Raw genomic sequence first — 12,494 nt, 5'->3', positions numbered from 1 at the left:
GATGAAGCCCGCACGATTATTTTTGTCGATCGCGATCGCTTTGCTGCCCTTGCGATTCGCCGCGGCGCAAACAGCGTCCGGAGATTTGCTCGGCCAGGCGAAAAAAGAAGGGCGCGTCACTTGGTACACCACCGTGTCGATACCTGAGGCGAAAACCTTCATCGACATGTTCGAGAAGCAGTATCCGTTCATCAAAGTCGATTTGTTTCGTTCCGGCACGGGCGCTTTGGTCAATCGCGTTGTTAGCGAATACTCGGCGCGCAACTATTCCGCCGACGTGCTGCAAGGTGTGGCGAGCCGGGGCGGGCTCACGCTGATCAAGAAGCGTGAGATCATTGCCCGCTACGAGTCGCCGGAATTTAGATTTCTACCCAGCGATCTCAAAGACCCCCAAGGCTATTGGGGTTCGACCTATCAAAATACCTTCGTGTTGGCCTACAACACGCGCAACGTGAAGGCTGCCGACGTGCCTAAAAGCTATGACGACCTATTGAAGCCGATTTGGAAAAATCGCCAGATCATCAACGACACTGACAACTTTGAATGGTTCGACGGCCTGCTTAAAGCCTGGGGCAAGGACAAGGGAATGGCGTACTTCAAACGGCTGGCGGCGCAGAATCTAATCTTTCAGCGCGGCGCGCGCGGCCGCGTGCAATTGGTCGCCGCCGGCGAAGCACCGCTGACCATCGCCTATGGTCCGCATGCCCAGGCCTTCGTCAATCAAGGCGCGCCCATCGAGTGGGTGCCGCTCGAACCGGTCGTCGTCATCGTCAATACCGCGAGTCTCGCCGCTAAGGCGCCTCACCCGGCGGCGGCGAAACTGTTTATCGATTTTTTGCTCGCCAAACCGGCGCAAGTGAAACTGCGTGAGCTGTCGCGCATTCCCTCGCGCGGCGATGTCGATGCCGATCCGCCCCGGCTCAATAAAGGATTCAAAAAAGTTGTGCAGGACTTGGAGAACGAAAGCATGGTGGAGTCGATTAAACTCTATCAACAAGTTTTTGGCTTGACGCCGGGGTGACCATTCGATACGGCCCTGCGGGCCTACTCAGGTCGAGCGGGTTTTAATAACAATTTCGAATTGGAAAAAATTTATGCCGATGAAACAAGTTAATGGGGTCGAGATTTACTACGAGACGCAGGGCAGTGGTGAGCCGATTCTTTTGGTGCCGCCCGATTGGTGGCCTTGCGCGACTTGGAACGTCGGCGTGGTGCCGACGTTGTCTAAAAAATTTCGCACGATCATCTACGATGGACGCGGCACGGGGCGCAGCGAAAAACCGAAAGACGGTTACACTGTCAAGCAGTTTGCCGAGGACGGCATCGAACTGCTGCGGCAGCTTGGCGTCGCGCGCTGTCATTTGGTCGGCTTCGCCATCGGTGGGCAGATCGTTCAGGCGATGGCGATCGCGTGTCCTGATCTTGTCGCGAGTCTAACGATTTCCACGACGGGACCCGGAGTGCGCCGGCTCGACGGCACGACCCGTGAAGTGGGACCGGAAGCGTTAGATGAGATCAATAAGATCGGTTTCGAGAAATATATTCTTGAACATATCGATAACGATCACATGGCTTACAATCCGGAATTCTATCGCAATCATCGCGAGCAAGCGGCCGAGCTGGCGCGGGCTTTGTGGTTGGGGCAGAGCACGGTGGAGCAGTATCGAATTCACGAATTAGCGCGGCTGACTTGGGACACTTTGGCGGAAGCGCCGAAGTTAAAAGTGCCGACGCTAGTGCTGTGCGGCGCTGATGACGGCGTCGAGCGGCGCGGCAGCACGCCGGCGGCGACGGCGAAGCGTTTGGCGCCGCTAATTGCCGGCGCCGAGTTGGCGTTGATGCCTGGCGTTAGGCATATGACGTTTTGGGATGGCGATGGCGCACTGAAAACGTTGCAGGATTTTATCGCGCGCCATCCGATTGGTAGGCGTTAAAAGGAAAGACAGATTTCACCACGAAGGACACGAAGAGCACGAAGTTAGGAATGTTAATCTTCCGAAGCCTTCGTGTCCTTCGTGACTTCGTGGTGAGAGTATTCTCAGGCGAACTTCGCCGTCACTAACATCGCCAAATTGCCTTTGCCATCGACTGCCCATAGCGTAGCTTCCCGTCCATCGCTGCTCGGTTTGCCGTTGAGCGTGACCTTGCCGTCGCTGTCGTAGACCGAACGCAGGTTTTGGAAATCGAAGTTGGTCATGCGCTTGGCCGGCAGTTCTCTTCGGCACATTTCCATTAGCAGCTGCGAGATCAGTGAGCTTTGCACGACCAGGCCCGGCAATTTCTCGACTTTGGTGACGTAATCGCGGTCGTAGTGAATTCGATGACTATTGAAACGGATCGCTGAGAAACGGAACAGCAGCGGCGCGTTGGGTTCGATGATCTGATTCCACTTCGCGTCGCTGGGAGTTGCCGGCGTCGATTTCGGCGCGGCGTCGGAGCGCGCTTCGCTGAGCATCACCATGTCGCGCTCTTCGACGACGCACAGGCCCCGCGCGGTGGACATGCTGTTGCGCTCGATGACGGTAACTTGCGCGCCGCTCGGTCCATCGTCGATCTGCATATCGGCGATCTCGGTTTTGCGCACGACATCGTCGCCGATGCGCAGCGGCTCGTGAAACGCAACGCGGGTGCCGCCGATGCGTCGGCGCGGTAGCGGGATCGGTGGTGCGATGCCGCCGCCCGACGCTTGACCGTCGGTGCGCATCTTGTCCGGCCGGTGCGACGCCGGAAATAACCCGCCGTACCAGCCGGGTGGGATCGCCGAGCCTTTGTCGAGCGGCGGATTTTCCAGTCCCAACGTCGCGGCGAATTTTACGATCGTCGATGCCGTCACGACATCCGTCGCGGTTTCGCTCTTGCCGATGTAGCTTTTGAAGCTTTCTAATGAGTCAGCCATTGCACATCTCCCTAACCATCAATCTAATGTGGCCGAGCGTAGTCCGCACGCCTTAGGCGTGTCAACTAGAAACGTAGATGCGTACGGACGAACCGATTCGTTGGCACAATAACAAGATTGCGCCGAAAATTTTCAGAGCGGGAGAAAGAAGATTTGATTTACCAGGTCTTCAGGTTCGGCGGCTTTGGCGATCAATTCCAGGTCGTCAATGCACTTCCTGATCGTCGCTCTTAGTTGGTGCGTATAGATAACGCCGGCGAAAACGGTCCCCAACCTCTGTCGTCGTACAGCTTCAACTAAAAGGTCGTCGTCTTGCGTGAATAGGACTCGCCCCAACGAAGTCGCGCGGTTCAAGAGGAGTGGATCCGCCATTTCATCGGACTTGTCCTCGAACGCCGTGAGTACATTGATCTCACGGAGCCGCAGTCCAATCGTGATCGCCCTCGGGACGTGGTGGTCCATGAAGAGGGCGATCGACATTACATTTGCTTTCTAGCTTTCAGCCGTTCAGCGAGCGGAGATTCAGGCAAGGTTTGTTGAATGTCGTCGACCATCGAGCGCCGTCGCTCGATATCTGGGTCAAGCTCGGTCTTGTGGTCCCAGTAATACGCCAGCGCGGAATGGATCTGTCCCATGCTTAGCGTGGGATGTTGGAAGTGCAGTTCCTCAGGGCTCCAGCCGTGGGCGAGATGGTTCAAGACCAGCTCGACAACTTTCATATTCGTGCCGGCGATCATGGGAATCTGCGCATCAGTGAGAATGATATGTTCGTAACCAGTTTCGCTGAGCACTGGAGAGCCTCCTAGATATCGCGAAGTTTACGTCGTCGTTTCGGACATTGCAAAGTCCCTAGCGCCAGTTCAGCCTCTGCCAGATACGGGTCTCCGCGGTGGCTGGGCAAGTTTATCTGCGACCCAGGTTGCTATTAAACTCTGTCCCACCCAGGCGCAGATGTCGAACCAACCAATGCCAAGGAATTCCGCGGCTGTATGCTCGCCAGAAAAGCGAAGCGCTTTTGCCAGAGACGGGTTAAGGATTCGGAACCTAATATCCGCGATCAGCAAGGCGGGATGCCAATAGAGGTCGAGAACGGAAACTAACCCAAAGAGCATCAGGGTCTCCATCGCTCTTGAAACTTTTGGGGTGAAACGAGTTCGTAGGGTATAAAGAAACGCTCCTAATAGTACCGCGCCTATTAGGTACGAAAGCACAAACGTCGAGAAGAACAGTACCAATGATCCCATTGTTTGTCCTCTAACAGTTTGCGATGGCAAGGCCGCTTATCGCGTCCGGTTGTAAATATAGTCCTCGCGCTCGGTTACACCGACGCGCAGTTCGGCTGGCAGTGGTGCGCGAGTGGCGTTCACTTTCGAGTGCACATCGAGCGCTGCTTGATCTTTCCAGCGTTCGAGGATGACCAGATGGTCGGGGTTGACGACGCTTTGGAAGACTTCGAACTGTTCGCAGCCCGGTTCTTTGGCGATGTCATCGCAGCGCGCTTTGTAGAGCTTGCCGAGTTCGCTGCCTTTGCCGGATGCCGCGGTGATGGTGACGATGAGCCTAACTGCCATTTTGCTATCCTCCAGTTATTATTTTGCAATGCCAAATCGCAGAGCGAACTATCGTTCAATTACGCCGCTGGTGTCAAGGCGTCTCAGCGCATGGACCACATGCCTTTGTCGATGGTGCGGGCGCAGAAACGGCGCGGCGATTTTAGCGCGGTCTTTTTGCCGTCGAGATAGCCGGTGATCTCAAAACAGATGCGGTTGCCGCTCAGTCGATAGCTGTCGACAGTGGTAAAGAGAACCTCGTTGGCGCCAAGGGTCAGTTCTACCCGGCGCTCTTGGGCGATCGCTTGCGACTTGCCCTCTTCGACAATCGTCAACGTCGTCGGGCAAAGCTCGGCGCTGTCCGAGCGCAGGATGGCGCGCCACTGATCGATCTTGCGCGCTTCCGGCAGCGGATCGGGAAACATCGCCAGCGACACGACTTCGAGGTTGGGGGTTTTGCCACAGGAGCCCAAATACGAATTTGCAACGGCGCAGGCGGAACCGCCGATGGCGATCGAACAGAAGAGTGCGACTTGCATGTTCGTAGTTTTCACTTCGACAAACCTCGCAGCACCGGCTGCATAACTTTCCAGACGTTGGCGGCGACTTTCTCGTGACCTTTCGCCGTCGGATGAATGCCATCGGCGAGATTCAACTCGCGCACGCCGCCGACGCCGTCGAGGATAAATGGGATCAGCGCGGCTTGATTCGTTTTCGCCAGTTCGGGAAAGATCGCGTTGAACTGTTTGGCATAGTCGGCGCCCATGTTGGGCGGAACCTTCATGCCGGCGATGACGATCATTACGTTGGGGTATATTTTTTTGCTGCGGTCGATGATGGTTTGCAAATTTTTCTTGGTGTTCTCGACTGGCAGGCCGCGCAGGCCGTCGTTGCCGCCGAGTTCCAAGAGTAAAATATCGACGCGGTTTTTGAGCAGCCAATTCAACTGATTCAATCCGCCGGCGCTGGTGTCGCCGCTCTGGCCGGCGTTGATCACGTTGAAGTTCCAATGTTCGGCAACAATCTTCGCTTGAATCAGCGCGGGATAGGCTTCCGAGATTTCCAGGCCGTAGCCGGCGGTGATGCTGTCGCCAAGAAAGAGAATGTTTCTCGCCGCCGGCGCCGCGCCGGTGATGGCAAAGAAGGTCAGCAGTATTATTGAGCAGCGAACGATTCGCGCCAATTTTACCTCGCAGGATTGTTTCGCCAACATAAAAAACCTAAACTCTCGGTCACAGCATGAATCGCACCGAAGCCAATCGCTAGCATGAGCGCCAACGTCATTCTCAAGGTAGAGCATTTAAGCAAGGAGTTTAAGAGCGGCGCGGATATCGTCCAGGTGCTGAGCGATGCCTCCTTCTCGGTGGAGGCTGGGAGCGCGTGCGCTATCGTCGGGCCTTCGGGCAGCGGCAAGACGACGCTGATCGGTATCTGCGCGGGTTTGGAACGGCCCAGTTCTGGCGCGGTTTGGTTCGATGGCATCGCGCTGCATGACGCCGACGAAAAAAAACTCGGCCAACTGCGCAATCGCGCGATCGGCTTCGTCTTTCAAAATTTTCAACTGCTGCCGTCGTTGACCGCTTTGGAAAACGTCATGGTGCCGGCGGAAATTCTCGGCGCGCCGTCGGTCCAGAGCCGCGCCGCGGAACTTTTAGGTCAAGTCGGTTTGAGCGCACGGCTGGGTCACTATCCGGCGCAGCTTTCCGGCGGCGAACAGCAGCGGGTGGCGATCGCCAGGGCATTTATCAATCAGCCGAAGATTCTTTTCGCCGACGAACCCACCGGCAATCTCGACGCCGAATCGGCGCAGACGATTGTCGATTTGATCTTCGCTCTTAACGCCAGGAGTGGTGCGACGTTGATCTTGGTCACCCACGATCGCGAGCTCAGCCAGCGGGCCGGGCGAACCATCGTGTTGAAAGGCGGCAAGCTCGCCGCCGACACAATGTCTTAGCTGAATTTTAACATGAACATCTTCGGCAAAGCTTGGCTCTGGCGCATGGCGCTGCGCGATGGGCGGCGCGGTTGGCGCGGGCTGCTGTTGTCGATGTTTTGCGTCGTTCTGGCGGTGGCGTCAGTGGTGTTGGCTTATTCGTTTCGGGAAAATTTATTGGCGAGCATTGAGGCGCAATCGAAAGCGTTGTTAGGCGCCGACCTGGCGCTCGAAAGCCGACAGCCATTCGATGCGTCGGCCGAAGCGCTGATCGCGTCCTTGGGCGGCGATCAGTCGCGCCAAATCGGTTTCACCTCGATGGTTTATTTTCCCGCCAGCGCTGGCTCGCGGCTGGTGCAAGTGCGTGCGCTCAGCGGCCGGTTTCCTTATTACGGCGCGCTGGAAACCGAACCGGTGTTGTCGCTGAATGAGTTTCACCGCGGCGCCAACGCCTTGGTCGACGACAACGTTCTGCTGCAATTCAATGCCAGGGTCGGCGACAAAATTAAAATCGGCAATAGTGAATTCACCGTGGCCGGCCGGCTGCGAAAAATTCCCGGCGAAAGCTTGGCCTTCTCGCTGATCAGTCCACGGGTTTACATCCCGATGGCGTATCTCGAACAAACCCAGCTGGTGCAAAAAGGCAGTCTGGTGCGCTACCGGGTTTTTTTCAAATTGCCTGGTGAGGTCGACGTCGATATTCGGGTCAGTCAGCTGGCGCCGGCCTTGCAACGCTTGGAGTTGGAAGCCGATACGGTGAGCAAGCGTAGCGCGTCCATCGCCGTGTCGATGGAAAATCTTTCCCGTTATCTGCGGCTCGCGGTGTTCATCGCCGTGCTGCTCGCCGGCATCGGCGTCGCCAGCGTCATGCAAGCCTACGCCAAGGACAAAAGCCACGGCGCGGCGTTGCTCCGTTGTCTCGGCGCCGCGCCGGGTGAAACGCTGACAATTTATTTGCTGCAAGTCTTGTTGGCGACGTTGTTCAGTTGCGCCATCGGCGCCGGCTTAGGGGTCGCCGTGCAGTTTGCCTTGCCCGCCGTTCTGAAAGATTTTTTGCCGGTGGCAACCGTGATCGAGATCGCGCCTTGGGGCATTGGCGCCGGCGTCGCCATCGGTTTGGCGAGCGCGCTGTTATTCGCTTTGATTCCGCTCCTCTCGTTGCGCCGCGTGGCGCCGCTGCTGGCGTTGCGCGCGGCTTATGAAGTTGACCGACGCGCTAAAGATCCCTGGGTGGCGGCGACCTACGGTATTATCATTTCGCTGTTGATCGCGTTGGCGTCGGCGACCATGGGGCGCTGGTCTCATGGAGTGATTTTCGCCGCCGGCGTGGCCGCGGTTTTTGCTTTACTCGTGTTCTGCGCGCACGGCGGTCGTCGGCTCATGAAAGGTTTGGCGCCGCGACTGTTGTCCTTCAGTTGGCGCCAAGGGTTGGCCAATCTCAATCGCCCAAACAATCAGACTGTGGCGCTCTCCTTGGCAATCGGCCTCGGCGCCTTTCTGCTGGTGACGCTCTACAGCGTGCAACAGATGTTGGTGCGACAAGTGCAGCGCCGCAACGGCGCAGGAGACGGCAATCTGGTGCTGTTCGACGTGCAAGACGATCAGCGCCTCGCCCTCGCCGAGCTTTTGCGCTCGTTCACGATTCCCATCAAAGCCGAAGTGCCGATTGTGACGATGCGCCTGACCACGGTGAAAGGGCGCAATGTCGATGAGCTGCGCAATGAATCTAACGCCGGCATTCCGCAGTGGGCTTTGCGCCGGGAATACCGATCGAGTTATCGCGCCCAGTTGGGCGACAGCGAACGGGTCGTCAAAGGAGTCTGGAATGACAAAGTTGACGGGGCCAGTGAGCCGATTCCCGTGTCGGTGGAGACCGGCATCGCGGAAACTCTCAAGGTTGGTCTGGGCGATGAATTGCAATTCGATGTTCAAGGCGTAGCGTTGCGCACTCGCATCGCCAGCCTGCGTGAAGTCGATTGGCAGCGTGTGCAGCCGAATTTTTTCGTGCTGTTTCCCGAAGGCGTCTTAGAAAGCGCGCCGCAATTCTATGCCTTAGTCGCGCGGGCTCAGTCCCCTCAAGCGTCGGCCAAATTGCAGCGCGCTGTGGTGGAAAAATTCGCCAACGTCTCGGTGATCGATTTGAGTCTAGTACTTAGCACGCTCGACGCGATCATGAGCCGCATCGCCTACGCAATGCGCTTTATCGCCCTGTTGACGATACTCACCGGCGCCGCGGTGTTGGCGAGCGCCGTGCTCGGCAGCCGGGCCCAGCGGCGCCAGGAAAGTTTATTGCTGCGCACCCTCGGCGCGGCGCGCCGCCAAATTCTTACCACCATCGTCGCCGAATATCTTTTTCTCGGCGTCAGCGCCAGCGTCGCCGGCGCGCTGCTCGGCAACGCCGCCAGCTGGGGTCTGAGCTATTATTTTTTCGGCGCCACGGCGGCGCTGTCGCTGGCGCCCACTTTCGCGGTCCTGATCGTCGTGCCGGGCGTTACCGTAGCCGCGGGATTGCTCGGTTGCTGGGGATTGTTTCGCGGCAGCGCGTTGGAGGCGCTGCGCGCGGAGGCATGAAGCTGCGATTATTAGCGGTGCGGCGTGCGTCAATGGTCGCGACAGCGGGGCTGATACTCCGGCGAAATTAGCGCGGGCTTCTGATTTCCATTTCCAAACCGTTGGGGTCCTGGACGAAGATGGTAGTGAGCTTGCCGCTCTCGTCGCGGTTTTCGCGCAGGATCTGCGCGCCTTTTTGTTTGAATTCGTCGGCCACCCGATCGATGTCGTCGGTGACGTAGCCGTAATGGTGCACGCCCACTGCGCCGGCCGATTCCATCAACTGAATCGACGGCGCGCCGGCGATGCGCACGAAGCAGAAGCCGTAGCCCGCGCTGCCTTTTCTAATCGGCGTGGCGTGGCCGCCGAAAAATTTTTCATAGAACTGGATCGACTCGGCGATGTTCTTGGTGTAGATCGCGACATGTTCCAATTGATAATTCATATCGGCCTCGCTGATTATTCGCCTTAGAAATTGATCACCGCTTTGACCACCGAGTAGCTGGCCATCGCTGCCATCGCTTCGTTGATCTGATCGAGCTTGTAGCTCTTGCTGATCATCTCTTCGAAGGGAAAGATTTTCCGCCGCGAGGCGAGAAAGTCGATGGCCTGGAGCCAGTGGCGCGGCTCGCCCGAACGGATCGTGATGAACAACATTTCCTGGGGGATTTTCTCCACGGCGATATTGGCTTTGCCGCCGGCGCCGATGTTCAAGTAACGGCCGCCGTCGCGCAGCAGCGTTAGACCTTCAGGCACCGCCATGTTGTTGGCGACCTGGACCACGACATCGGCGCCGCGCCCGTCGGTGTGGTCTTTGACCCACTGGCGGCGCAGTTTTTCATCGGTCACCTCTTCGAGATTCAACACCGCGTCGGCGCCCATTTTTTTAGTAACCTCCAAACGATTGGCCGGCGCGCCGATGACTAAAACTTTTTTCGCGCCGTGGTCTTTGGCCACCGCGGTGGCAAAATTGCCGAGCGGTCCGCTGCCTTGGATCACCACGGTCTCATGACTTTTGATCGCGCCGAGCCGGTCGTAGCCGTGCATGACGGTACGATAAGCGCAGGCCGCGGCGGCTGCCGATGCCGAGGTCACTTCCTCAGGTACTTTGATGATCAAGCATTCCTTGGGCACGTACATATATTCGGCGCAGCTGCCGAGCAGATACGGGTGTTGATCGCTGCGATTGTGGCCCCAGGACGCGCGGCCGCGGCAGATGCAAGGCTGGCAGGCAACCGTGCAGTAATAACAAGAACCACAAGCGACGTAGCTCCACACCACGCGATCGCCGCGCTTGACTGGGCTACCCAAAATATCGGTGCGCTCGCCGGCGATATCTTCCACCGTGCCGCAGGGTTCGTGGCCGGTGATAATCGGCAGGGTATCTTTGTCGCCCAGCGGCCCATGCCAGCGATGCACATCGGTGCCGCACAGCGTCGAAGCGGTAATCTTGATCAAGAGCGATCCCGGATCGAGGTCGGGAATCTTTACCTTTTGGATCGTCAACGGTTTGTTATGTTCGGTGATGACGGCGGCGTTACAAGTTTCCATGATCGATCCTTCTCATTCGGTTGCGAATCTTACTCAAGCCTTTCGCCTCAACCCTCGTGCCTATTTAAAGCGGCAGCTTGTAGAACGTCTCGGCGTTGCGCCAGAGCATGGCGGCTTTGTCGTCCGAGTTGATCTCGTCGCTTTCCATCAATTCGCCAATGTCGTGCTTGCAGCTTTCGTGGGTGACTTCATGGGGAAAGTCCGACGAGTAGAGAAACGGCGAATTGCCGATGACTTTAATCGCGAAGGGCATTGTCAGCTCTTCGGTTTCGATGCCGAGATAAATGCGCCCATCCTTAACCAGCTTCTTAAGAGCTTTGGCCGGGTCTTGTCCTTCGCGAACGCCAAATTCACCTTCGGGGATATGTTGAAAGTGAGTTTCGTGCGAAGCGTGGAGCCGTTCGAGCAACAGCAGAAACCAAGCGATGCCGCCTTCGAGAAAGGCGATACGCACGCGCGGGAAGCGTTCGTAGATGCCGTTGTAAAGAATATCGGCGCAATTGATCGTCAAGCCCCAAGGATGACCCAGGGCATGCACCGGCACGTACATGTTCATGTGGTCCATGCCGAAGCGGTCATGGGCGCCGCCGTGAACAGCGAGACAGCACCCAAGTCGGTTCGCTTCTTCGTAAATCGGCCAAAACTGTTTGGCGCCGAGCGGCTGAGACAGACCATTGGATGGCATCATGGCGCCCAAAAAGCCCAACTCGGTGACGGCGCGGCGCAGCTCCTTGGCCGCCTCCTGCGGATCCTGCATGGGGATGATCGCCATGCTCTTGAAGCGCGAGTTGGCTTTCAAATACGTCTCCGCCATCCAATCGTTGTAGCCCTTGCATAGCGCCACCGCGTAGTCGAGGCTAACGATCTTGCCGTACGACAACGCCAGGGTTGGATACATGACGGTCCAGTCGATGCCGATGTCGTCGAGAAATTCGAGCCAACCCTTCGGTCCCACCGGCGCTCGGCCATCGCGTTGCGGCGGCGTCTCAACGGCGCGGCCGGAATGCAGATGGTCCAGCGGCGGAAAGCAGGTGCCCTTGCGTGCGGCGATGTCCCGATAGGCGCCTTCCATATGGGCGATGATGCCAGCGTTGTCTTCCATGATGTGACCGTCGCCGTCGATTATTCTAGTGCCAAGATTTGCACTCATTCTAAATCTCCTCCCGAAAATGTTTTTGATATTTGGCTAACGATACCTTGTCTGATCTTATAATCCGACTTGGGGACAGGGTTCAAGCTGTTTGGCTTGACCGCCCCCCCTCGCCTTGTCGGCGGTTTTGCGATAAGAATTCCAACCACGGAGTTGCCGACCGGCGCAGCGCGCGTGGCTTCGGCAGGCGAGTAAGAAAATAAAATGGGGGAACTATCATGACGGAAGAAACAATCGAACAAAAATTGGCGCGCCTCGAAGCCGAGAATCAAGCGCTCAAACAACAAGCCGAACGCAAGCCCGGCGAGCTGCGTTTGAAGATCAGCGAGAAAGGTGGCCTGTCGGTATACGGATTGGGCAGGTTTCCGGTGACGCTTTACAAAGAACAGTGGACGCGGTTACTCGCCCATGTCGAGGAGATCAGCGCTTTTCTCAAGCAACATGATCAAGAGTTGAAAGCCAAGCAGTAGGGCGATCGGCGGCGCGGCCGGTAGTTGACGTGGCCGGCCTCGCTGTCCGCTTTGGGTGGTTGTTTTTCCCCCATGAATCGTACTAAGGCAAGGATTACCAGAGAGGGTCGATTATTGTCATTGGGCGAGCCGGAGCGGCTGGAAGGATAGACGGAAATTTGCGCCAAAATAGGCAGATTCTCGGCAGCAATATTGTGATCTGGGGAAATACTTGTGCTGGATTGTTTTGGTAAAATTGTTTATCAACTTAAGGAACCTCTGAACAACTGCCCTGGAAGCAGGGCAGCGGAGGATAGATCGTTTTTTTCGTAATGAGTTACAGTTTTTGCGAAGTTATATCAGATTACATTTTGCTCTCGTGGTTAATAGGGTCCTTAGTTTTGCCTCGATTTGC

At 57.0% G+C, this 12,494-nt stretch carries 14 protein-coding genes; 5 read left to right on the top strand and 9 right to left on the bottom strand.

Annotated elements, in window-relative coordinates; all coding sequences use genetic code 11:
* The first annotated feature begins 1 nt into the window (after window position 1).
* Window positions 2–1,021 carry an extracellular solute-binding protein gene (locus EXR70_15315; GenBank protein MSP39855.1) on the top strand — a complete coding sequence of 340 codons (1,020 nt, stop codon included), beginning with the start codon at window positions 2–4 and terminating at the stop codon, window positions 1,019–1,021.
* 73 nt (window positions 1,022–1,094) lie between these two features.
* A complete protein-coding gene (locus tag EXR70_15310; protein MSP39854.1) occupies window positions 1,095–1,934 on the top strand; it encodes an alpha/beta fold hydrolase in 840 nt (279 codons plus the stop codon).
* A 104-nt stretch (window positions 1,935–2,038) separates the two neighbouring features.
* On the opposite strand, the gene EXR70_15305 is transcribed toward EXR70_15310, so the two are convergent.
* From EXR70_15305 to EXR70_15280, 6 genes are all read right to left on the bottom strand, one after another.
* Window positions 2,039–2,896 (bottom strand): acyl-CoA dehydrogenase, encoded by an 858-nt coding sequence (locus EXR70_15305; protein MSP39853.1) that lies wholly within the window; start codon window positions 2,894–2,896, stop codon window positions 2,039–2,041.
* A 132-nt stretch (window positions 2,897–3,028) separates the two neighbouring features.
* A complete protein-coding gene (locus EXR70_15300) occupies window positions 3,029–3,376 on the bottom strand; it encodes a hypothetical protein (protein ID MSP39852.1) in 348 nt (115 codons plus the stop codon).
* Entirely contained in the window at window positions 3,376–3,687 is a 312-nt protein-coding gene (locus EXR70_15295; GenBank protein ID MSP39851.1) for a DUF433 domain-containing protein, read from the bottom strand. The genes EXR70_15300 and EXR70_15295 overlap by 1 nt, the downstream gene beginning before the upstream one ends.
* 489 nt (window positions 3,688–4,176) lie before the next feature.
* On the bottom strand, window positions 4,177–4,467 hold the full coding sequence (locus tag EXR70_15290) for a hypothetical protein (GenBank protein ID MSP39850.1): 291 nt from the start codon (window positions 4,465–4,467) through the stop codon (window positions 4,177–4,179).
* An 83-nt stretch (window positions 4,468–4,550) separates the two neighbouring features.
* The gene (locus EXR70_15285; GenBank protein MSP39849.1) at window positions 4,551–5,000 is read right to left on the bottom strand and encodes a hypothetical protein; all 450 of its coding nucleotides are present in this window, start codon (window positions 4,998–5,000) and stop codon (window positions 4,551–4,553) included.
* Window positions 4,997–5,659, bottom strand: coding sequence for an arylesterase (locus tag EXR70_15280; GenBank protein MSP39848.1), 663 nt, complete (start codon window positions 5,657–5,659; stop codon window positions 4,997–4,999). The genes EXR70_15285 and EXR70_15280 overlap by 4 nt, the downstream gene beginning before the upstream one ends.
* A gap of 69 nt (window positions 5,660–5,728) precedes the next feature.
* Here EXR70_15280 and EXR70_15275 point away from each other — a divergent pair, with 69 nt between their 5' ends.
* Window positions 5,729–6,400 (top strand): ABC transporter ATP-binding protein, encoded by a 672-nt coding sequence (locus tag EXR70_15275; GenBank protein MSP39847.1) that lies wholly within the window; start codon window positions 5,729–5,731, stop codon window positions 6,398–6,400.
* A 12-nt stretch (window positions 6,401–6,412) separates the two neighbouring features.
* Complete coding sequence (locus EXR70_15270) at window positions 6,413–8,950, top strand: FtsX-like permease family protein (GenBank protein MSP39846.1); 2,538 nt, start codon at window positions 6,413–6,415, stop codon at window positions 8,948–8,950.
* 67 nt (window positions 8,951–9,017) lie between these two features.
* Here EXR70_15270 and EXR70_15265 read toward each other — a convergent pair whose 3' ends face one another.
* From EXR70_15265 to EXR70_15255, 3 genes are all read right to left on the bottom strand, one after another.
* Entirely contained in the window at window positions 9,018–9,374 is a 357-nt protein-coding gene (locus EXR70_15265; GenBank protein MSP39845.1) for a VOC family protein, read from the bottom strand.
* A gap of 23 nt (window positions 9,375–9,397) precedes the next feature.
* The gene (locus tag EXR70_15260; GenBank protein MSP39844.1) at window positions 9,398–10,480 is read right to left on the bottom strand and encodes a zinc-binding alcohol dehydrogenase; all 1,083 of its coding nucleotides are present in this window, start codon (window positions 10,478–10,480) and stop codon (window positions 9,398–9,400) included.
* 64 nt (window positions 10,481–10,544) lie between these two features.
* Complete coding sequence (locus EXR70_15255; GenBank protein MSP39843.1) at window positions 10,545–11,630, bottom strand: amidohydrolase; 1,086 nt, start codon at window positions 11,628–11,630, stop codon at window positions 10,545–10,547.
* A 218-nt stretch (window positions 11,631–11,848) separates the two neighbouring features.
* Between EXR70_15255 and EXR70_15250 the strand changes: the two genes are divergently transcribed.
* Complete coding sequence (locus tag EXR70_15250; GenBank protein ID MSP39842.1) at window positions 11,849–12,100, top strand: hypothetical protein; 252 nt, start codon at window positions 11,849–11,851, stop codon at window positions 12,098–12,100.
* The last annotated feature ends 394 nt before the right edge of the window (window positions 12,101–12,494 follow it).

The organism is Deltaproteobacteria bacterium, assembly GCA_009692615.1.
GTDB lineage: Bacteria > Desulfobacterota > Binatia > UBA9968 > UBA9968 > DP-20.
Note: the sequence above shows the minus strand (reverse complement) of the source record. Positions and strands in the feature narration are given on the sequence as shown.